Below are 21,463 nucleotides of genomic sequence, written 5' to 3' on the forward strand. Positions count from 1 at the left end.
ACCGGCAGCCAGTCGGGCTTAACGCTGATCTACTGCGGGAAAGCCGGTTTTGGTCATTTTTCGTTCGCTTTTTCGTTGAATAGAACCACTATTCGCCTCGAAAGAGCTCAAAAACTGCCTCAAAACGTTCTTTCCCTCGCTACGACCGGTCAAGCCCAACAGGCTGCTAGGGGCAGGTTCTGGGCTGATGTGCATCTTCACCTGCAACCGGACCGTCTGGACCAGTGGCTGGAAGGTATTCCCGAAAACTGTTGTCAATCACTGAGGATTGTTGATTGCCGGCACTCGGGCTCCAGGGCCCGCCACATCGCCAGAGTTACTTGAGAGAGTGACTTGGGTAGGGTCAGGCGGTTCGAGAAATTTGCATTCGCTAGAGCCAACCGCACACGGCAGCGGTAGAATATATCAGCAATCCCTAAAGGCATCAATCAGAGCTCAGTATCCTATTAATATGTCGAACAAAAATGCGACCGCTCCGGTCAGCGTCCAGATGGTCGAGGTGACCGAGGATCAGGACGGTCAGCGGATCGATAATTTCCTCCGTACCGCCCTCAAGGGCGTTCCCAAAAGTCTCATCTATCGCGTGCTGCGCAAGGGCGAGTTGCGCGTCAACAAGAAGCGGGTCAAGCCGGAATACCGTGTTCAGGTTGGCGACCTGGTGCGCATTCCGCCGATCCGCGTTGCCGCAGCGCGGGAGGAGGTCCCGGTCGGGCAGGGGCTGATCGATGTGCTGGAAGCGTCGATTCTCTATGAAGACAAGGACCTGATCATCATCAACAAGCCCTCGGGCCTGGCGGTCCATGGCGGCAGCGGTGTCAGTCTCGGGCTGATCGAGGCGCTGCGCCAGATGCGTCCCGAGCAGCGTTTCATGGAGCTTGTTCACCGTCTCGATCGCGATACGTCGGGCTGTATCATGGTTGCGAAGAAGCGATCGATGCTCAGATACATGCACGAGGCATTGCGTCAGAAGGGACGAATCACCAAAATCTACCATGCGCTGGTACTGGGGCGCTGGCCGACGCGCAAGCACCAGGTCGATGCGCCGCTGAACAAGAACGAGCTTAAGTCCGGCGAGCGGGTGGTCAAGGTGCACCCGATGGGCAAGCCGTCGCTGACGCTGTTCCGGGTGCTGCGGCGCTTCGGTTCGGTGGCGACGCTGGTCGAGGCTCAGCCGGTTACCGGGCGCACGCATCAGATCAGGGTGCATGCCCAGTTCGCCGGGCATCCGATCGTCGGCGACGACAAGTACGGTGTCGACGAAAACAATCGCGAAATGAAGGCGGTCGGTTTTCGCCGCCTGTTTCTCCATGCGGCGGAACTGCGCCTGACGCTGCCCAGTGGCGAGCGTCTGCGGGTAGAGGCTCCACTGGAGTCGCAACTCCTCGATGGGCTGACTAAGCTGCAAGAATCAGATCGGGACGGTACGGAAGGAACCAATGATTAACGATGTATTGAAAGAGCAGGTGTTCCGGGCGGCCGACGAGCTGCTGATGCAGGGGCAGTCACCCTCGGCAAACCGGGTGTCGTCACTGATCGATGCCGCCGAAGGCGATATCGAGCGCTGCCTCGGACTCTGGTGGCAGACCCTGCCGGCGCGGGTCAGCTTTGGCGGCGCCCTGGAAACGATCCCGGAGATTCCGGATACGCTGGCGGCGGCATTCTCCCGCGTCTGGCAGCAGGCGGTTCAGGAAGCGACCTCGGCCGTCACGCTGGAAAAGCGCCATGCGGAATTCGGTGCCGAGGCGGAACGGCGGGTGTCGGAAGACGCCCTCAAGCAGTCCCATGATCACTACCTCGAGCTCGAGGCCCGCCACCGCGAACAGGGGCTCAAGCTCGAAAAGGCGCTCAATGCCACGCGCATGGCCGAGGCCGAAGTGGCGTTGTTGAAGAACAGCCTCGGGACCGAGGCCGGCCGGCTGGCGAAGGAGGAGGCGCGTCGCGCCCACGCCGAGCAGGAGCTCGAGCAGCTGCGCAAGACCCATGAGGACACCAAGCGCGGTTTCGATCAGCGGGTCAAGGAGGAGCAGCGCCAGAACCTCGAAGCCCTGAGCAAGGCGGACGCCGATGTCCGTTTCCAGCGCAGTGCGATGGAGAAGCTGCGCGACGAGTTCGGCAAGAAGGAAGCGATGCTGGTCCGGGATATCAGCGAGCTGCAGTCACAGCTGGCGAAAAAGGACAGCAAACTCGAAACCCAGAAGACCCATGTGCAGGGCCTGGAGGACGATGTCAAGCAGCTGCAGCAGGAGACGACGAACCTGTCGCGCGAGCTGGCCAAGGTCAACGCCAGTCTGCTGTCGGAGCAGAATCGGGCGAAAAGGCTCGATGACCAGGTCCGGAAACTGGAGGCGGACCTGAAACAGCAGGCGCAGCGCCAGCTCAATGCATCCAGCGAAGCCACGCGGCGGGAAAACGCACTGCGGGTGCAGCTGCAGGCGCGGGAAGAGGAGTTGATGAAGGCGAATGCCCGGGTGATCAGCCTGGAGAAACGCCTGATTACCCAGGACGAGGAGCTGAAAAGAGTCACCGCACGGCAGTAGATGGGGATCGTTCGGCCGCTGATTGCCCAGCGGTGCTGCAAGTCGTTGTTGGGTTGGGCGTTGCCTTTGTCTTATTCTATACTGTTATAAGCATCCTGCTTTTACAGCGTATGCTGACGACAGTCGGGACGGGGAGCCAGAGCGGCCAATGAAACTCCAACAATTGCGTTATATCTGTGAAGTTGCCAAACATGACCTGAACGTCTCGGCGACAGCCCAGAGCCTCTATACCTCACAGCCGGGCATCAGCAAGCAGATCCGGCTGCTCGAGGATGAACTCGGTGTCGAGGTGTTTGCCCGCAGCGGCAAGCATCTGACCCGGGTCACCACGGCAGGCGAAGCCATCCTGAGCGTCGCCAGCGAAATCCTGCAAAAAGTCGAGAGCATCAAGCAGGTGGCCCAGGAGTTCAGTGATGAGCGCAAGGGCAGTCTCTCGGTCGCGACCACCCATACCCAGGCCCGCTATGCGTTGCCCTGGACCATTTCCCAGTTCATCAAGAGCTATCCCGAGGTGTCGCTGCACATGCATCAGGGGACGCCGATGCAGATTTCGGAGATGGCGGCGGACGGAACCGTGGATTTCGCCATCGCCACCGAGGCGCTGTCGCATTTCAGCGATCTGATCATGATGCCCTGTTACCACTGGAACCGTTCCGTCGTTGTGCCGAAGGATCATCCCCTGTGCCAGGTCTCGAAGCTGACGCTGAAGGATGTCGCCGCCTACCCGATCGTGACCTATGTGTTCGGCTTCACCGGCCGGTCCAAGCTCGACGACGCCTTCCGTCGCGAAGGGCTCGACCCGAAGGTCATCTTCACCGCGGTCGACTCGGACGTGATCAAGACCTATGTCCGGCTCAAACTCGGGGTCGGCATCATCGCGACCATGGCTTACGAGCCGGATATCGATACCGACCTGGTCTCGCTCGATGCCAGCCACCTGTTCGAAGCCAGCACCACCCAGATCGGCTTTCGCAAGGGCACCTTTCTGCGCGGCTACATGTACTACTTCATCCAGAAGTTCGCACCGCACCTGACGGAGGAGGTCGTGCGCCGGGTGCAGGGCTGCTCCAGTCGCGCCGAGGTCGAGGAGATTTTCGCCGACCAGGTGCTACCGGTGATGTAGTGTATGAGTTATGAGCTTGCAGTTGGCGGGGCGTTCTGCTTTGACGTTCGACTGACTCGATAGCGTAACTTGCCGCTTACTGCGTATCACCTGTCAAACAATATTCGTACCAAGGAGCTGTCGATGGAGCTGGCCTGTCTCGATCTCGAAGGCGTGCTGATACCGGAAATCTGGATCGCCTTTGCCGAAGAAACCGGCATAGAGGCGTTGAAAGCCACGACCCGGGATATTCCGGATTACGATGTGCTGATGAAGCAGCGGCTGCGAATTCTCGACGAGCAGGGGCTGGCACTGCCGCAGATCCAGGACACCATCAGCCGGCTCAGGCCTCTCGAGGGCGCCGCCGAGTTTCTCGACTGGCTGCGCGAGCGGTTCCGGTGGTGATACTGTCCGATACCTTCTACGAGTTCGCCGCGCCGCTGATGAAGCAGCTCGGCCACCCGACGCTGTTGTGCCACCGGCTGGAAGTCGATGCCGGCGGGCGCATTGTCGACTACCGGCTGCGTCAGCCCGACCCCAAGCGGCAGTCGGTACGGGCCTTCCAGCTCCTGAACTACCGTGTGATCGCGGCGGGCGATTCCTACAACGATACCAGCATGCTGGCCCAGGCCGAGGCGGGCATTCTGTTTCATGCGCCACAGAACGTCATCGACGAGTTTCCGCAATTCCCGGCGGTACACAGCTATCGGGATCTGCGCAACGCCTTCCTCGAGGCCAGTGAGCGTGAACTGAGGCCCTGATCGACGGTGGATGGCCGTAGATTTCAGGTTGCCGTTCGAACGGCCTGCTAAGCTTCAGTGTGCGTTCGCAACGCCGCGGCCGATCGGGACCTGGCGTGCGAACTGCACTGGAGAGCGCGCAGTACTCCGCACTTGATCCATTGTGGCGGGCGAAAGACAGGGAGGTGGCGGTACGCCGCAGAGGGTTGGATAATGCCGCCGTTTGTCGACGGTGGCGATGGATACTGCTCTGCGTGATGTCAGCGGAGTCTGAGCATCGGCTATCCGGGTCTGACGGCCCGGAGGGTTGCAGGGCGGAGGATGACGCCATGCATCACCTGATTGCGCTTGCCGTTTTTATCCTGGCCTGTGTCATTTCCCTGGCCGATACGCTCGCCGCCCCGCCCGGCCCTCCGGGGGCTGTCCATTCTTCACCACCGCCTGCCTTTGCGCCGGATCGTGTTCTCGTCAAGTTCAAGCCGGGTTCCGCCGCTTCGGAAATGGCCGGGCTGGCAAAAGGCGACCGATATCTTCGAACCATTCCGGGCATCGACGTGCACGTGCTGGAGGTGCCCGAGGGTGCGGTGAAGGCCCGGATTGCGCTGTACGAACGCAATCCGAATGTTCTTTACGCCGAGCCGGATTTTTATCGCATTCTCATAGAGCCCGATGAAGGTGTCGACCCCCGGATGGCACCGGTAACGATCATTTTTCCGACCAGTGGGGGTTGAACAACACCGGCGACCCTCACGCTATTCCCGACCCCGCGCTCGGCATTGTCGAGGTGAGCGGTACCGAGGACGCGGATATCGATGCGCCGGAGGCATGGGACCTGACGACCGGATCGTCCGCCGTCAAGATCGGCATACTCGATACCGGTGTCGACTGCCGGGGCGCGGGTAACCCGGCGGGCAGTCTTGAATTCGCGGACGGCAAGTGCGTTGAAGAGGTCAACTTTGTCTCCGATGAGGAGCCCAGTCTGCTCGACTGGATCGGTCACGGTACGCACGTGGCGGGAATCGCTGCTGCGACGACCGACAACGGCATCGGTGTCGCCGGTGTGGGCTGGAACAGCTCGATCGGCAGTCTCAAGACATGCTTCCAGTACTATTACTGTCCCTACCCGGAGTTGTGTGAATATTACACGGTCATTATCGGGGTCTGTCCCGTCTCGGCATCGGCGAATGCGATTCAGTATGCCGCCGACAACGGTTATCACGTCATCAATATGAGCTATGCCAGCGATGAAATGGTCGGTGGCGAGCCGGTCAGCTATGGCAATTACTCCCAGGCGGAGGCCGATGCGGTCAGCAATGCCTGGAATGCCGGTGTCGTACTGGTGGCGGCGGCCGGCAACGAAGGCACCGATACCCCGCTGTATCCGGCTGCCTATCCCGAGGTGATTGCGGTCGGCGCGACCGATCACGACGACAATATTCCCGATTTTTCCAGCTTCGGTAACAGCTGGGTGTCACTGATGGCGCCGGGCGAAAACATCTTCTCGACGGTGCCCAACGACTTCTGCATCTTCTACGCGGATATACTCGGCCTGGAGTTCGATCCCGATAGCGATGCCTGCCTGGACTGGTATTCCGGTACCTCGATGGCCAGTCCCCACGTGGCCGGTGCCGCGGCGCTTGTGTGGGCGTATATCTATCCGGGCGATCTCGGGGATCCCGGCAATTGTGTGGATGCGGATGGCGTTACGCCTTGTAATCAGATTGTGCGACAGCGATTGGAATCCGGTGCCGATGCCTTCGGCGCCCTTGGGCAGAACATGCAGGCCTGGTCGCAGCACGGGCGATTGAATCTGCACGGGGCGCTGACCGCGGCGGCTGAGCCTCCACCACCACCGCCGCCACCTCCACCGCCGGAGCCCGAATTGCCGTCCGAGCCGTCAGGGCTGAGTGCAGGGATGGTGGAAGACGGCGGGGATCAGTCGGCAGTGCTGGGCTGGAGCCACGACGGGATCAACGTAACGGGCTTTGATATCGAGCGCAGTACCCGGCACCCGAAAAACGGCAAGATAACATCCGTCGTGGAGATACAGAATATCGATACCGATCTGAGTCTGGCCTATACCGATGAGGTTCCCTCGGGGACCTATCTGTACCGTGTGAGGGCGCGTAATGGGGCCGGCGTGTCTGCCTGGAGCGAAGCGTCGATCGAAGTCGTAATCAACGATGCCGGCGGCGGCCAGGGGGTGGTGGAAAAGGCGGCGGCAAGCCTAACAAGTAGGATGTGCCGCCGGCAGGCTCAGTCGTCTGTCTGAGTGCAGGTCTTTTCGAGGCTCTTCAGCAGGTTGTTGACCTTGCTGAAGGTTTCCTCGTACTCCTGCTGCGTGACGGAGTCGGCGACGATGCCGCCACCGGCCCAGCAGTAGATGCGGTTCTCCTCGCACAGCAGGGTGCGAATGGTGATGCTGGTATCCATGCGCCCGCAGAGGCTGATATAGCCGATCGAACCGCAGTAGATATTGCGCCGCTGCGGCTCCAGTTCGTCGATGATCTCCATCGCCCTGATTTTGGGTGCGCCGGTGATCGAACCGCCGGGAAAACAGTGTTCGAGCAGGTCCAGCGGCTGCCGGCGGCTGTCCAGCCGGCCGGTGATGGTCGTCACCAGGTGGTGAACGTTGGCATAGCTCTCGACGGCGAACAGTCGCGGTACCTTGACGGTGCCGAAGGCGCAGACCTTGCTGAGATCGTTGCGCAGCAGGTCGACGATCATCAGGTTTTCGGCCCGGTCCTTCAATGACAGCTGCAGCTCGCGCTTCAGGTCCGCATCCTGCGCGGCGTCGTCGCTGCGCGGGCGTGTGCCCTTGATCGGCTTGGTGGTGACCTGTCCGCGATCACAGCCGAGGAACTGCTCGGGGGACAGGGACAGCACGGCGCCATCCTCGCTCTCGAGATAGGCGGAATAGGGTGTCGGTGCCGCTTCGCGCAGTCGCCGGTAGGCCTGCCAGGGGTCGCCGCGGAACGTCGAGCTGAAGCGCTGGGTGAAGTTGACCTGGTAGCAGTCGCCGGCATGAATATAGTCGTCTATGCGGGCCAGGGCATGGTTGTACTGTTCGCGGCTGAGGTCGTTGGCAAAGGGCGCCTCGAGTTCGAACCGCGCAGTTTCGGCTTCGGAACCGGACATCTTCAGGCGGGTCAGCACAGTGTCGATCGCATCCCGGGCACAGCTGTCCAGGCTGATCAGCTCGGCTCGTCGTTGCTGGTGATCGACCACCACCGCCCAGCCATAGAAGCCCACCCGCATCTCGGGAAAGGCGATGTCGTCCAGAGCGCTGTCCGGAAGGTCCTCGAGGGCGCGGCCGAGGTCATAGCCGAAATGGCCGATAAGGCCGCCGCAGAAAGGCAGGTCCGGCTGCGGCGCGACCGCGGGGTAGCGGGCAAGCAACTGCCTGAGCGCCGCGAACGGCGACGCATTCAGTCTCTCCTTGATCCCGTCCTGCTCGAGCACCAGGGTGCCGCGGTCGTAACGGACGACGAACTCCGGCGCTGCGGCGAGGATGTCGTAGCGCCCGTAGCGGCTTAAGGGGCGTCCGCTGTCGAGCCAGAGCGCATTGCCGAGCGAGCGGAGGCGCTCGAAGTAGTGGCTGCTGTCTTCGCGATAGTCGATAACTGTACGGCTGATCACGGTTACGGTCTGCCTGCGTTGAAAAGCCGCAATTCTAACCGCCGCCCGGCCTCAATGCACGCATTCCACCCGAGCAGTCCCGCGGAAGGGGGCGGGCGGCTTCGTGTCGGTCGAAGTGCTGTCGGGTTGTTATAATGAAGGCGTAACTGTCGACACTTTGGCAGGGCTCCGTTCCGGAAGCCGCCGTCCGGCATGTGTCGACAATCCGAAGCAGATTCGAATTCCGACAGGAAGGAACATGCACCATCCCTTCAAGGTTGAAACCCGCCGGCTGCATCAGCCGGACCAGCATCTTGTCTACCGCCTTTATCGCAACCCGGCCATTGAAACAGGGCGCCGCCTGGTTTTGCTGCATGGCGCCGGAGTGGCCGGTGTCGATACCTGGCATGCGCTGATTGCCAGTCTCGATCAGTGGAGTGAAATCCTGGTGCCGGATCAGCGCGGCACGGGGGAGACTCTCTATCCCGACGGCAAGGAGCATCCTTTCCGCGTGCAGGAGCTGGTCGCGGACCTCAATGCGCTGCTCGACCAGCTGGGCTGGTGGCAGTTCGATCTCGGCGGGTACTCGATGGGCGGGCTGGTGGCGATGCTGTTCAAGCAGCAGCATCCGGACCGGGTGCAGAAGCAGTATCTGCTGGAGTCCGCGGTGCTGGACCGCCCCGACTGGACCGGCACGGTCGAGCTGCGCAAGCGCTACTCCCAGGCGGCGGGGCACCTGCGTGGCAGCGATGCCGCAGAGGGCGTCTATCAGTTTCTCGATGCAATCTCTCCGGCGCGCAAGATCAAGCCGGAGTCCGAGCGGCTGATGGTGTCGCGGCTGGCATCGAGGGCCGGGGCTTCGCCAGCGCGCTGGATGCCGTGACCCGGGCCATTGGCGAGCTGGATCGAGAGCAGCTGGTCGCCGCCCAGGGCGATGTCAGCAGTTTTATCGGCGGGCGCAGTGTGGAGCCCATGCATCAGTACCACTGTCAGCTGGCCGAGCGGTTGCCCAACTGGCACTACTTCCTGGTTGCGGGCACCGACCATTCGCTGCCGTTTCAGAAGCCCCGCCAGATCGGCCGGCTGATGAATCAGGAGCTGTCTCGTTACCTGGGCTGAGTCTGTTAACGCAGGTTCGGAATCGCTAGACATTTGTCTAATGTTGACACTTTTTCAGGATAAGGCTGTTGACGGTCTCTTTTCTCAGCGTTAAGGTGGCAGTTATTCAAGATTGTCGACAGTCTACAGTTGGCCGAGGCCCATGAACGATAAAACGATAGTCAGGTCCCTACAGGTGGAAACCCGCACGCTTGCCGACCGTGTCTGTGACGATATCGTCACGGCGATCGTCAAGGGCGAGCTTCCGCCGGGCCACAAGATCAGCGAGCCGGAACTGGCCCGTACCTACGGTATCAGCCGCGGGCCGCTGCGCGAGGCGATCCGCCGGCTCGAAGGGCTGCGGCTGATCGAGCGCAAGCCCCATATCGGCGCCCGCGTGGTGAAGCTTTCGGCGGCGGAGCTGGTCGAGATCTATCGTGTACGCGAGGCGCTCGAGGGCATGGCCTGCCGTCTGGCGGCCGAGTACATGAGCGAAGACGAGATCCAGCAGTTGCGGGCCCTGCTCGACGAGCACGAGCAGTCGGTGGAAGAGCACGAAGGGCGCGCCTATTTCCAGAAAGAGGGCGACCTGGATTTCCATTTTCGCATCGTGCAGGGCAGCAAGAATGCCAAGCTGCTGGAGATTCTCGGCAGCGATCTCTATCACCTGGTACGGATGTACCGCTATCAGTTCAGTGTTTCGAGCTCGCGCCCGAAGCGGGCCCTCAAGGAGCACCGTCAGATCGTCGATGCCATCGACGCCCGGGATCCGGAGCTGGCGGAACTGCTGATGCGCCGGCATATCAGTGCGGCGCGTCGCAACATCGAGGACAAACTGGACACCGTCAATAACAACCTGGGAGAAAAACATGGCTGAGAAACTCACCGCCGGCGGGCGCTTCCGCAAAGCGCTGGCTGAAAACAAACCGCTTCAGATCGTCGGTACCGTCAATGCCTATCATGCGATGATGGCGACCCGGGTTGGCCATCAGGCCATCTACCTGTCCGGCGGTGGTGTGGCCAATGCCTCCTATGGTCTGCCGGATCTGGGCATGACCTCGATGAACGACGTGCTCGAGGACGTGCGCCGCATCAGCAGTGCCGTCGAGACGCCGCTGCTGGTCGATATCGATACCGGCTGGGGCGGCGCCTTCAACATTGCCCGTACCGTCAAGGAGATGATCAAGGGTGGTGCGGCGGCCGTGCATATCGAGGACCAGGTGGCGCAGAAGCGTTGCGGTCACCGTCCCAACAAGGAGATCGTCTCGCTGGAGGAGATGGTCGACCGTGTCAAGGCCGCGGTCGATGCCAAGACCGACGACGATTTCTTCATCATCGCCCGCACCGATGCCTTCCAGCAGGACGGGCTGAATGCCGCCGTCGAGCGTGCCCAGGCCTGCCTCGAAGCCGGTGCCGACGGCATCTTCGCCGAGGCGGTGCATACCCTCGAGGACTACCGTGCCTTTGCCGACGGCATCGGCGGGGCTCATCTGCTGGCGAATATCACCGAGTTCGGCGCCACGCCGCTGTTCAACCGGCAGGAGCTGGCGAAAAACGGAGCCACCATGGTGCTCTATCCGCTGTCGGCTTTCCGCGCCGCCAACAAGGCCGCGCTCAATGTGTTCGAGCACATTCTTGCCGACGGCGATCAGAAGGCGGTTGTCGACAGCATGCAGACCCGCATGGAGCTGTACGATTTTCTCAACTACCACGATTTCGAGCAGAAACTGGATGCGCTCTTCGCCCAGGGCAAGAATAAATAAGGGCCAGTCAACAGTTTGAAGTTGACAGTAAAAAGCGGAAAGCCGAAGGCACGACGCTTGAAGTACGAAACTGCAGACCGGGTGGTCAGACGTTCCACCCCCGAATAAGAAGGAGAGACAGGATGGCAGAAGCTAAGCAACTCGGCGGTGCGGGTCTCCGTGGCCAGTCTGCCGGCGAAACCGCACTCTGCACCGTGGGTCAATCCGGTGCCGGCCTTACCTATCGCGGCTACGACATTGCCGAACTGGCCGACAAGGCGCAGTTCGAGGAAGTCGCCTATCTGCTGCTGTACGGCAAGCTGCCGAACCGTGGCGAGCTGGATGCCTACATCGCCCGGCTCAAGGAGATGCGCGGGCTGCCGCAGGCGCTGAAAACCGTGCTCGAACAGATTCCCGCCGATGCCCATCCGATGGACGTCATGCGGACCGGCTGCTCGATGCTCGGCAACCTCGAAACCGAAACCGACTTCTCCCAGCAGCATGACAAGATCGATCGCATGCTGGCCTGCTTCCCGTCGATTATCTGCTACTGGTACCGCTACAGCCACGACGGCGTGCGCATCGACACCGAGGCGCCGGACATCGACTCCATCGGCGGTCATTTCCTGGGGCTGCTGCGGGGCGAGAAGCCCAACGAACTGCACGAGCGGGTGATGAACGTATCGCTGATTCTCTACGCCGAGCACGAGTTCAACGCCTCAACGTTCGCGGCCCGCGTCTGCGCCTCGACGCTGTCGGATATCCACTCCAGCGTGACCGCGGCCATCGGCACCCTGCGAGGACCGCTGCACGGCGGCGCCAACGAAGCGGCGATGGAGATGATCGAGCACTGGAAGACGCCGGACGAGGCCGAGCGCGAAATCCTCGGCAAGCTCGAGCGCAAGGAAAAGATCATGGGCTTCGGCCACGCGATCTACCGCGATTCCGATCCGCGCAACGCCCTGATCAAGAAGTGGTCCAAGCTGCTTGCCGAAGAGGTGGGCGACGAGCGCCTGTACCCGGTATCGGTCCGCTGCGAAGAGGTGATGTGGCGCGAGAAGAAACTGTTCTGCAACGCCGATTTCTTCCATGCCTCGGCCTACCACTTCATGGGCATCCCGACCAAGCTGTTCACGCCGATCTTCGTCTGCTCGCGTGTCAGCGGCTGGACCGCCCACATCATGGAGCAGCGGGCGAACAACCGCATCATCCGTCCGAGCGCCGACTACACCGGCCCGGACCACGCGGACTGGGTCGCAATCGAAGACCGTCCCTGATCCCGATCCGGCGGCCCTTCCGGGCCGCCTGCTCCCTGTACATCTGAAGAGGCTGCAGGTGTCGCCCGGCATCCGAGCGCACCTGCGCCTACTGCGAACCCCTTGATGGATGACCGGCGCTATGAACACTGAATACCGCAAATCCCTGCCCGGCACCTCGCTGGACTATTTCGACACCCGCGCGGCGGTCGATGCGATCCAGCCCGGCGCCTACGACACTCTGCCCTATACCTCGCGCGTGCTGGCCGAAAACCTGGTGCGCCGCTGCGATCCCGCATCGCTGACCGAGTCGCTGAAACAGATCATCGAACGCAAGCGTGACCTGGATTTCCCCTGGTTCCCGGCGCGTGTGGTCTGCCACGACATTCTCGGTCAGACCGCACTGGTCGACCTTGCGGGGCTGCGTGACGCCATCGCCGAAAAAGGCGGAGATCCGTCCCAGGTGAACCCCGTGGTCCCGACGCAGCTGATCGTCGATCACTCGCTGGCGGTGGAGTGCGGCGGTTTCGACCCGGACGCCTTTGCGAAAAACCGGGCGATCGAAGACCGTCGCAACGAAGACCGTTTCCACTTTATCGAGTGGACCAAGACCGCGTTCCAGAATGTCGATGTCATCCCGGCCGGCAACGGCATCATGCACCAGATCAACCTGGAGAAAATGTCGCCGGTGATCCAGGCCCGTGACGGTGTGGCCTTTCCGGACACCTGTGTCGGTACCGACAGCCATACGCCCCACGTCGATGCGCTGGGCGTGATCTCCGTGGGGGTGGGGGCCTTGAAGCCGAGACCGTCATGCTCGGCCGCGCCTCCATGATGCGCCTGCCGGATATCGTCGGCGTCGAGCTGACCGGCAAGCGCCAGCCCGGCATCACCGCCACCGATATCGTACTGGCGCTGACCGAGTTCCTGCGCCGGGAGCGCGTCGTCGGTGCCTATCTGGAGTTTTTCGGCGAGGGGGCGTCCAGCCTGACCGTCGGCGACCGCGCCACCATTTCCAACATGACGCCGGAATACGGTGCCACCGCGGCGATGTTCTACATCGACGAGCAGACAGTCGACTACCTGAAACTGACCGGTCGCGAGCCGGAGCAGGTGGCCCTGGTCGAACAGTATGCCAGGGAGGCCGGTCTCTGGGCCGAGAGCCTGAGGACGGCGCAGTACGAGCGTGTGCTCAGTTTCGACCTGTCGTCCGTTGGCCGCAACATCGCCGGCCCCTCCAACCCCCATGCACGGGTGGCGACCGCCGACCTCGCGGCCCGCGGCATTGCCGGCCAGTGGGAGGAGAAAGAGGGCGAAATGCCGGATGGCGCGGTCATCATCGCCGCCATCACCAGTTGCACCAATACCAGCAACCCGCGCAACGTGGTGGCGGCCGGCCTGCTGGCACGCAAGGCCAACGAACTGGGCCTGATCCGCAAGCCCTGGGTGAAATCCTCGTTCGCACCGGGTTCCAAGGTGGCGGAGCTGTACCTGAAGGAAGCGAGGCTGCTGCCGGAGCTGGAGAAGCTGGGCTTTGGCATCGTCGGTTTCGCCTGCACCACCTGCAACGGCATGAGCGGCGCGCTCGATCCCAAGATCCAGCAGGAGATCGTCGACCGCGACCTCTACGCTACCGCGGTGCTCTCGGGCAACCGCAACTTCGACGGTCGCATCCACCCCTATGCCAAGCAGGCATTTCTGGCATCGCCGCCGCTGGTGGTCGCCTATGCCATCGCCGGCACCATCCGTTTCGATATCGAGAAGGATGTGCTGGGCACCGACAGGAACGGCAATGCAGTCACCCTGAAGGATATCTGGCCGAGCGACGAAGAGATCGACGCCATCGTGAAAGCGGCCGTCAAGCCGGAGCAGTTCCGCCAGATCTACATCCCGATGTTCAACCTGGACAAGGCCGAGGCGGCCAAGAGCCCGCTCTACGACTGGCGCCCGATGAGCACCTACATCCGCCGTCCGCCCTATTGGGAAGGCGCCCTGGCCGGCGTGCGCAGCCTCAAAGGCATGCGGCCGCTGGCGGTGCTGGGCGACAACATCACCACCGACCACCTGTCGCCGTCCAACGCCATTCTGCCGTCCAGCGCGGCCGGCGAGTATCTGGCGAAGATGGGCCTGCCGGAGGAGGACTTCAACTCCTACGCCACGCACCGTGGTGATCACCTGACCGCCCAGCGCGCCACTTTCGCCAACCCGAAACTGCTGAACGAGATGGTGCAGGAAAACGGTGACGTGAAGCAGGGTTCGCTGGCCCGCATCGAGCCGGAAGGCCAGGTCACCCGCATGTGGGAGGCGATCGAGACCTACATGGAGCGCAAGCAGCCGCTGATCATCGTGGCCGGCGCCGACTACGGTCAGGGGTCATCCCGTGACTGGGCGGCCAAGGGTGTGCGTCTGGCCGGGGTCGAAGCGATCGTCGCCGAAGGCTTCGAGCGCATTCACCGCACCAACCTGATCGGCATGGGCGTGCTGCCGCTCGAGTTCAAGCCGGGCGTGACCCGCAAGACACTCGGTATTGACGGCACCGAAACCTTCGATGTGACCGGCGCCTTCCGGCCGCGGGCGGACCTGACCCTGGTGATCACCCGCCGGGACGGCGAACGCGTCGAGGTGCCGGTGACCTGCCGTCTCGATACCGCCGAAGAGGTGTCGATCTACGAGGCGGGTGGCGTGCTGCAGCGGTTCGCCAAGGACTTCCTCGAAGCGGAAGCGGCGGCCTGATAACGGCATACCCTGGCAATGCGACGGTAGGGTGGCAATGAGCGGAGCGAATTCCACCGAGTGGCGTTCCACCGGGTGGCGTTCCACCGGTGCTTGCAGGTTAGGCTGAAGCTTGCATAAAGGGCCCTCGTCGGCGCCCGATATCACCGGTGGAATTCGGGCCTTCGGCACTCATTCCACCCTACGCAACCTGAAAGCGGGTGCCGAGGTGCCCGCTTGTTTCGGGAGTTAATCAAATGTCCCACGTTCCCCAGATAAAGATCCCCGCCACCTATATCCGTGGCGGTACCAGCAAGGGCGTATTCTTCCGCCTCCAGGACCTGCCCGAAGCGGCGCAGGTGCCGGGCCCTGCGCGCGATGCGCTGCTGCTGCGCGTGATCGGCAGCCCCGATCCCTACGGCAAGCAGATCGACGGCATGGGGGCGGCCACCTCGAGCACCAGCAAGACGGTGATACTGTCGAAAAGCAGCCAGCCGGATCACGATGTCGATTACCTGTTCGGGCAGGTCTCGATCGACAGGCCGTTCGTCGACTGGAGCGGCAACTGCGGCAACCTGTCGGCGGCGGTCGGCGCCTTCGCCATTAGCAGCGGCCTGGTCGATGCCGACCGCCTCCCGGAAAACGGCATCGCCACGGTGCGTGTCTGGCAGGCCAACATCGGCAAGACCATCATTTCCCGGTGCCCATCACCAACGGCGAAGTGAAGGAAACCGGCGATTTCGAACTGGACGGCGTGACCTTCCCGGCCGCCGAGGTTCAACTCGAGTTCCTGGACCCGGCGGATGATTCCGGCGGTTCCATGTTCCCGACCGGCAACCTGGTCGACGACCTCGAGGTGCCGGGCGTCGGTACTCTCAAAGCGACGCTGATCAATGCCGGTATCCCGACCATCTTCGTCAATGCCGAAGCGATCGGCTACAGCGGCACCGAGCTGCAGGACGATATCAACGGTGACGCCGAGGCGCTGGCGAAGTTCGAACTGATCCGCGCCCACGGCGCCATCCGCATGGGGCTGATCAGGCATGTCGACGAGGCCGCCACGCGGCAGCATACGCCGAAGGTGGCCTTCGTCGCCGGCCCGGCGGATTATGTCTCTTCCAGCGGCAAGGACGTGAAGGCCACGGATATCGATCTGCTGGTGCGGGCGCTGTCCATGGGCAAGCTGCACCATGCCATGATGGGCACGGCCGCTGTCGCCATCGGCACCGCGGCCGCGATTCCGGGCACGCTCGTGAACCTGGCCGCCGGCGGCGGCGAGCGCAATGCGGTGCGCTTCGGTCATCCGTCCGGCACCCTCAAAGTCGGCGCCGAAGCCCGCCTGGTCGACGGCGAATGGACGGTCACCAAGGCGATCATGAGCCGCAGCGCTCGTATACTGATGGAAGGCTGGGTGCGGGTTCCCGGGGATTCGTTTTAACGACTATCCTGCAATGGCATCTTGTAGCATCGCGCTTGATCGGTGCGGTGCGCTTCGCTTACCAGCACCCTACGCGGCATTCGAATGCGTTGGGTGCCGGTGAGCTTGCGAACCGCACCTCTTCTGCCGGGAGGTGTCCCTTGTCCACGACCGCCGATCTGAACGTCCGCCCGGATTACGATGAGGTGATCCGGGATATCGCCGACTACGTCCTCGATTATGAGATCGGCAGCGAAGTCGCGTTCGATACCGCCCGTCACTGCCTGATGGACAGCCTGGGCTGCGCCTTGCTGGCATTGCGCTTTCCCGAATGCACCAAGCACCTGGGGCCGCTCGTCGAGGGGACCCGGGTGCCCAATGGCGCCCGGGTCCCGGGCACCCGCCTGTGTCTCGATCCGGTCAAGGCGGCCTGGGATACCGGCTGCCTGATCCGCTGGCTCGACTACAACGACACCTGGCTCGCCGCCGAATGGGGTCACCCGTCAGACAACCTCGGTGCCATCCTCGCCGTCGCCGACCATCAGTCCCAGCTGAACCTGTCCCGCGGCCGGAGGCCGCTGCTGATGCGCGACGTGCTCGATGCCATGATCCGGGCCCACGAGATCCAGGGCGTCATCGCGCTCGAGAATTCGTTCAACCGGGTCGGACTCGACCATGTGCTGCTGGTGCGGGTCGCCTCCACCGCGGTGGCCACCCGGTTGCTGGGGGTGATCGCGAAGTCATCATGGCAGCGCTGTCCCATGCCTGGGTCGACGGTTCGGCGTTGCGCACCTACCGCCATGCGCCTAATGCCGGCTCCCGCAAGTCCTGGGCGGCGGGCGACGCCACGTCCCGGGCCGTGCGCCTGGCCGATATCGCGATGCGCGGCGAAATGGGCATCCCGGGAGCGCTGACGGCTGAGCAATGGGGATTCTACGATGTCGCCTTCAGCACGACCAGCAGGGACCGGCAGATCAAGCCGGAGCAGGAGCGCCGGTTCCGCTTTTCGCAACCCTACGGCAGCTACGTGATGGAGAATGTGCTGTTCAAAATCTCCTTTCCGGCCGAGTTCCATGCCCAGACCGCCTGCGAAGCGGCCGTGCGGTTGCATCCGCAGGTCCGGGACCGGCTCGGTGAGATCGACAGGATCGTCATCCGCACCCAGGAGTCGGCAATACGGATCATCTCCAAGGTCGGGCCCCTGTCCAACGCCGCCGACCGCGACCACTGCCTGCAGTACATGACCGCGGTGCCGCTGATCTTCGGGGAACTCCGCGCCGAGCACTACGAGGATGCCTTTCATGCCGGCCATCCGCTCATCGATACGCTGCGCGGCAAGATGGAGGTGGTCGAGGAGCCGGGCTTCAGTGCCGACTACCTGGACCCGGCCAAGCGCTCGATCGCCAATGCCGTCCAGGTGTTCTTCAGCGACGGCAGCCACACCGACGAGGTCCTGGTCGAATACCCCGTCGGCCATCGCCGCCGCCGCCGCGAGGGCATCCCGCTGCTGGAACAGAAATTCAGAACCAACCTCGCGACCCGGTTCCCGCCGGGGCGCTGCGACAGGATCTTCGAACTGTGCAGGGACCCGGCGGCGCTGGAGGTGACGCCGGTCCATGAGTTCATGGAGCTGTTCGTGATTTGAGACTAGGGTGACAGGTGACGCGTAACACGTAACGCGTCACCACATTTGTGTAGTTAAACTACAGAATCGCCGAACCCCGGCATTGTGGCTATTGGCACCCTCATATCCTCCGGTTCAGCTTCGCCTCGGAGATGATGCGGGTGGCGATCTCCTCGACCGAGAAGGTGGTGGTGTTGATGCAGGGTATCCGCTCCTGGCGGAACAGTCGCTCGATGGTGCGCACTTCGTGACTGCACTGGTCGAGCGAGGCGTAGCGGCTGTTGGGGCGGCGCTCGTGGCGGATGGCGGCGAGCTGGAAGGGGTCGATGGTGAGACCGTAGATTTTGCCGCGATGCGCCTGCAGGCATTGCGGCAGCCCCGGATTCTCCAGATCCTCCTCGGTCAGCGGGTAGTTGGCGGCGCGGATGCCGTACTGCAGGGCCATGTAGAGACAGCTCGGCGTCTTGCCGGAGCGGGATACGCCGACCAGGATGATATCCGCCTTGTCGTACTGCTGAATGCGGGCACCGTCGTCGTTGTCGAGGGAGAAGTTGACCGCGTCGATCCTGTCCTTGTAGCGGTGCATTTCGACAATGGCATGGGATGTGCCGACCGAATAGGAGGAGTCGGCGCCGAGTTCGATTTCCAGCGGTTTCAGAAAGGTCGAAAAGACGTCGATCATCATGCCCTTGCAGCGGGCGATATATTCCCGGATCTCCTCGTTGACGATGGTATCGAGAATGATGGGCCTTTGCTGGCCCTGTTCCATCACGGTGTCTATCCGTTTGACCACTTCACGGGCCTTTTCCAGACTGTCGATATAGGGCAGGGTGATCTTCTCGAACTGGATGCCGTCGAACTGGGCGAGCAGGCTGTTGCCGAGAGATTCGGCGGTAATGCCGGTACTGTCGGAAATGAAAAAGGCGGTGCGCTTCATGCGGTGGGGACACTCCTGAACGGTTGGCAAAGGGGCGCTGAAAGCCCCGCATTCCGGGCATCATAGCAGAAATTCATGTAGTGAAATTACATGCCGGAGGGACGCGATTTTATGGTACAACTCCAGTATTATCGGCGCTGAAACCGGCGGGGCGGCTTCGGCTCCGTCCCGTTTTTGCGACATTTCAGCGATTGGCAAAGCTTTAAGGAGAACGCGTTTTGCAGCACTATGTTTTGCGCCTCGATCAGGTAGGCATGGACGATGTCGATAAGGTGGGCGGCAAAAATGCGTCGCTGGGCGAGATGATCAGCCAGCTCAGTGAAGTGGGGGTACGGGTTCCCACGGGCTTTGCGACAACGGCCGAGGCCTACCGGGACTTTCTCGCCTACGACGGCCTGGCGAGTCGTATCCACCGGGAACTGGAATCGCTGGATCCCGACGATGTCATCGCCCTGGCCGAGACCGGCCGCAAGATCCGCAACTGGATCCTCGAAGCGCCGTTGCAGCCGGCGCTGGAAAAGGCGATAGACGCGGCCTTTGCCGAGATGGTCGAGGGTCACGACGAGCTGCCGGTCGCGGTGCGCTCGTCGGCGACGGCGGAAGACCTGCCCGATGCCTCCTTTGCCGGCCAGCAGGAAACCTTCCTCAATATCCGCGGCCTGGACAACATCAAGCATGCCATCCGCGAGGTCTTCGCGTCGCTGTATAACGACCGCGCGATCTCCTACCGCGTTCATCAGGGGTTCGAGCACAGTGAAGTGGCGCTGTCGGCCGGTATCCAGCGCATGGTGCGCAGCGAGACCGGCGCCGCCGGCGTCATGTTCTCCCTCGACACCGAGTCCGGTTTCCAGCACGCGGTGTTCATCACCTCGTCCTACGGCCTTGGCGAGACCGTGGTGCAGGGGGCGGTCAACCCCGACGAGTTCTATGTCTTCAAGCCGACTCTGTCCCAGGGGATCCCGGCGATCCTGCGCCGTACCCTCGGGTCCAAGGCGATCAAGATGATCTACACTGAGGACGGCAGCGCCGGGCGCGCGGTGGAGACCGTCAATGTATCGGCCGACGAGCGCGGCCGCTTCTCCATCAAGGATGAGGATGTCGAGGAACTGGCGCGCATTGCCGTTACCATCGAGAATCACTACGGCCGTCCGATGGATATCGAGTGGGCGAAGGATGGCGACGATGGCCAGCTGTACATCGTTCAGGCCCGTCCCGAGACGGTCAAGAGCCGCGCCCAGACCAACGTGGTCGAACGCTATCTGCTGAAGGAAAAAGGCAAGGTGCTGGTGGAGGGCCGCTCCATCGGTCACCGGATCGGCGCAGGTCCCGTGCGTCTGGTGGGCGGCCTCGATACCATGCATCTGGTGCAGCCCGGCGATGTGCTGGTCACCGACATGACCGACCCCGATTGGGAGCCGGTGATGAAGCGGGCATCGGCGATCATCACCAACCGCGGCGGGCGCACCTGCCATGCCGCGATCATTGCCCGTGAACTGGGCATTCCGGCGATCGTCGGCTGCGGCGACGCCACCGAGCGGCTGCGCGAAGGTCAGGAGGTCACCGTCTCCTGCGCCGAAGGGGATACCGGCCGGGTTTACGAGGGCAGCCTGGCATTCGAACACCAGACCAACCGTATCGAATCGATGCCGCCGCTGCCGTTCGACATCATGATGAACGTCGGCAACCCGGACCGCGCCTTCGACTTCCGGCGCTGCCGAACGCCGGTGTGGGGCTGGCGCGTCTCGAGTTCATCATCAACCGCATGATCGGCGTGCATCCCAAGGCGCTGCTGAACTTCGATGCGCAGCCGGCCGACCTGCAGCAGACCATCCGCCGCCGCATTGCCGGATACGCAGGCCCCGTCGAGTTCTATGTCGACAAGCTGGTCGAGGGGATCTCAACCCTGGCGGCGGCCTTCTACCCGAAAAAGGTGATCGTGCGGATGTCGGACTTCAAGTCCAACGAATACGGACACCTGATCGGCGGTGCGGAGTTCGAGCCCAGTGAAGAGAACCCGATGCTGGGCTTCCGCGGTGCGGCGCGCTACATCTCCGAGGACTTCCGCGACTGCTTCGAACTCGAGTGCCGGGCGCTGAAGTACGTGCGCGACAAGATGCGCCTGACCAACGTCGAGATCATGGTGCCCTTCGTGCGCACCGTCGGTGAAGCGAAGCAGGTGGTCGAACTGCTGGCCGAGAACGGCCTGCGCCGCGGCGAGAACGGGCTCAGGGTCATCATGATGTGCGAGATCCCGTCCAACGCCCTGCTGGCCGACCAGTTCCTCGAATACTTCGACGGCTTCTCGATCGGCTCCAACGACCTGACCCAGCTGACCCTCGGTATCGACCGGGATTCCGGCATCATCGCCCACCTGTTCGACGAGCGTAACGATGCGGTCAAGCGTTTGCTGGCGATGGCGATCGAAGCCTGCCGTGCCCAGGGCAAATATATCGGCATCTGCGGCCAGGGCCCGTCGGACCATCCGGAGCTGGCGCGCTGGCTGATGGAACAGGGGATCAACAGCGTTTCGCTGAACCCCGACTCGGTGCTCGATACCTGGTTCTTCCTGGCCAACGACCGGAAAGACAAATGAGTTCCACCCCTTGTTGAGTTGATTCAGCAAACTTCGAAGCGGCTTCAGGGCCGCTTTTTTTATAGGAGTTAACAGTTTACGGATGGG

At 62.5% G+C, this 21,463-nt stretch carries 12 protein-coding genes and 5 pseudogenes; 15 read left to right on the forward strand and 2 right to left on the reverse strand.

The genetic code is table 11. The features are described from left to right. Window positions 1-451: 451 nt before the first annotated feature. From rluC to ACFQDL_RS24015, 6 genes and pseudogenes are all read left to right on the forward strand, one after another. A complete protein-coding gene (gene rluC / locus ACFQDL_RS23990) occupies window positions 452-1,444 on the forward strand; it encodes a 23S rRNA pseudouridine(955/2504/2580) synthase RluC (RefSeq protein ID WP_379911214.1) in 993 nt (330 codons plus the stop codon). Beyond that, a complete protein-coding gene (locus ACFQDL_RS23995) occupies window positions 1,437-2,537 on the forward strand; it encodes a DNA-binding protein (protein WP_379911215.1) in 1,101 nt (366 codons plus the stop codon). The genes rluC and ACFQDL_RS23995 overlap by 8 nt, the downstream gene beginning before the upstream one ends. Before the next feature lie 148 nt (window positions 2,538-2,685). After that, window positions 2,686-3,660 carry an HTH-type transcriptional regulator CysB gene (gene cysB, locus ACFQDL_RS24000; protein ID WP_379911216.1) on the forward strand — a complete coding sequence of 325 codons (975 nt, stop codon included), beginning with the start codon at window positions 2,686-2,688 and terminating at the stop codon, window positions 3,658-3,660. A 123-nt stretch (window positions 3,661-3,783) separates the two neighbouring features. Next, a pseudogene (gene thrH, locus ACFQDL_RS24005) lies at window positions 3,784-4,400 on the forward strand (bifunctional phosphoserine phosphatase/homoserine phosphotransferase ThrH). A 308-nt stretch (window positions 4,401-4,708) separates the two neighbouring features. Next, on the forward strand, window positions 4,709-5,110 hold the full coding sequence (locus tag ACFQDL_RS24010; RefSeq protein WP_379911217.1) for a S8 family serine peptidase: 402 nt from the start codon (window positions 4,709-4,711) through the stop codon (window positions 5,108-5,110). Next, window positions 5,107-6,651, forward strand: coding sequence for a S8 family serine peptidase (locus ACFQDL_RS24015; RefSeq protein ID WP_379911218.1), 1,545 nt, complete (start codon window positions 5,107-5,109; stop codon window positions 6,649-6,651). The genes ACFQDL_RS24010 and ACFQDL_RS24015 overlap by 4 nt, the downstream gene beginning before the upstream one ends. Here ACFQDL_RS24015 and pabB read toward each other — a convergent pair. Continuing rightward, complete coding sequence (gene pabB / locus ACFQDL_RS24020; protein ID WP_379911219.1) at window positions 6,636-8,018, reverse strand: aminodeoxychorismate synthase component I; 1,383 nt, start codon at window positions 8,016-8,018, stop codon at window positions 6,636-6,638. The genes ACFQDL_RS24015 and pabB overlap by 16 nt on opposite strands. 238 nt (window positions 8,019-8,256) lie before the next feature. Here pabB and ACFQDL_RS24025 point away from each other — a divergent pair, with 238 nt between their 5' ends. From ACFQDL_RS24025 to ACFQDL_RS24060, 8 genes and pseudogenes are all read left to right on the forward strand, one after another. Next, on the forward strand, window positions 8,257-8,880 hold the full coding sequence (locus ACFQDL_RS24025; protein WP_379911220.1) for an alpha/beta fold hydrolase: 624 nt from the start codon (window positions 8,257-8,259) through the stop codon (window positions 8,878-8,880). Next, window positions 8,877-9,116 carry a hypothetical protein gene (locus tag ACFQDL_RS24030; RefSeq protein ID WP_379911221.1) on the forward strand — a complete coding sequence of 80 codons (240 nt, stop codon included), beginning with the start codon at window positions 8,877-8,879 and terminating at the stop codon, window positions 9,114-9,116. Before ACFQDL_RS24025 ends, ACFQDL_RS24030 begins: the two co-directional genes overlap by 4 nt. 142 nt (window positions 9,117-9,258) lie before the next feature. Next, window positions 9,259-9,972, forward strand: a complete 714-nt coding sequence (locus tag ACFQDL_RS24035) for a GntR family transcriptional regulator (protein ID WP_379911222.1) — start codon at window positions 9,259-9,261, stop codon at window positions 9,970-9,972. Beyond that, window positions 9,965-10,858 carry a methylisocitrate lyase gene (gene prpB, locus ACFQDL_RS24040; protein ID WP_379911224.1) on the forward strand — a complete coding sequence of 298 codons (894 nt, stop codon included), beginning with the start codon at window positions 9,965-9,967 and terminating at the stop codon, window positions 10,856-10,858. The genes ACFQDL_RS24035 and prpB overlap by 8 nt, the downstream gene beginning before the upstream one ends. 122 nt (window positions 10,859-10,980) lie before the next feature. Next, window positions 10,981-12,114, forward strand: a complete 1,134-nt coding sequence (gene prpC / locus ACFQDL_RS24045) for a bifunctional 2-methylcitrate synthase/citrate synthase (RefSeq protein ID WP_379911225.1) — start codon at window positions 10,981-10,983, stop codon at window positions 12,112-12,114. Between the two features lie 121 nt (window positions 12,115-12,235). Next, window positions 12,236-14,826, forward strand: a pseudogene (acnD, locus tag ACFQDL_RS24050) (Fe/S-dependent 2-methylisocitrate dehydratase AcnD). Window positions 14,827-15,062: 236 nt separating this feature from the next. Continuing rightward, window positions 15,063-16,243 (forward strand): annotated as a pseudogene (gene prpF, locus ACFQDL_RS24055) (2-methylaconitate cis-trans isomerase PrpF). Window positions 16,244-16,383: 140 nt separating this feature from the next. Next, window positions 16,384-17,867 (forward strand): annotated as a pseudogene (locus ACFQDL_RS24060) (bifunctional 2-methylcitrate dehydratase/aconitate hydratase). A gap of 100 nt (window positions 17,868-17,967) precedes the next feature. On the opposite strand, the gene ppsR reads toward ACFQDL_RS24060, so the two are convergent. Next, a complete protein-coding gene (gene ppsR, locus ACFQDL_RS24065; RefSeq protein WP_379911226.1) occupies window positions 17,968-18,783 on the reverse strand; it encodes a posphoenolpyruvate synthetase regulatory kinase/phosphorylase PpsR in 816 nt (271 codons plus the stop codon). A 254-nt stretch (window positions 18,784-19,037) separates the two neighbouring features. Between ppsR and ppsA the strand changes: the two are divergent. Next, a pseudogene (gene ppsA, locus ACFQDL_RS24070) lies at window positions 19,038-21,376 on the forward strand (phosphoenolpyruvate synthase). Window positions 21,377-21,463 lie beyond the last annotated feature (87 nt).

It is taken from the genome of Marinobacterium aestuariivivens, assembly GCF_042661465.1.
Taxonomy (GTDB): Bacteria; Pseudomonadota; Gammaproteobacteria; order Pseudomonadales; family Balneatricaceae; genus Marinobacterium_A; species Marinobacterium_A aestuariivivens.

Excerpts from the sequence above, each read along its gene's own strand:
- rluC (WP_379911214.1), top strand. The coding sequence starts at position 452 with ATGTCGAACAAAAATGCGACCGCTCCGGTCAGCGTCCAGATGGTCGAG.
- ACFQDL_RS23995 (WP_379911215.1), top strand. The coding sequence starts at position 1,437 with ATGATTAACGATGTATTGAAAGAGCAGGTGTTCCGGGCGGCCGACGAG.
- cysB (WP_379911216.1), top strand. The coding sequence starts at position 2,686 with ATGAAACTCCAACAATTGCGTTATATCTGTGAAGTTGCCAAACATGAC.
- ACFQDL_RS24010 (WP_379911217.1), top strand. The coding sequence starts at position 4,709 with ATGCATCACCTGATTGCGCTTGCCGTTTTTATCCTGGCCTGTGTCATT.
- ACFQDL_RS24025 (WP_379911220.1), top strand. The coding sequence starts at position 8,257 with ATGCACCATCCCTTCAAGGTTGAAACCCGCCGGCTGCATCAGCCGGAC.
- ACFQDL_RS24035 (WP_379911222.1), top strand. The coding sequence starts at position 9,259 with ATGAACGATAAAACGATAGTCAGGTCCCTACAGGTGGAAACCCGCACG.
- prpB (WP_379911224.1), top strand. The coding sequence starts at position 9,965 with ATGGCTGAGAAACTCACCGCCGGCGGGCGCTTCCGCAAAGCGCTGGCT.
- prpC (WP_379911225.1), top strand. The coding sequence starts at position 10,981 with ATGGCAGAAGCTAAGCAACTCGGCGGTGCGGGTCTCCGTGGCCAGTCT.
- ppsR (WP_379911226.1), bottom strand. The coding sequence starts at position 18,783 with ATGAAGCGCACCGCCTTTTTCATTTCCGACAGTACCGGCATTACCGCC.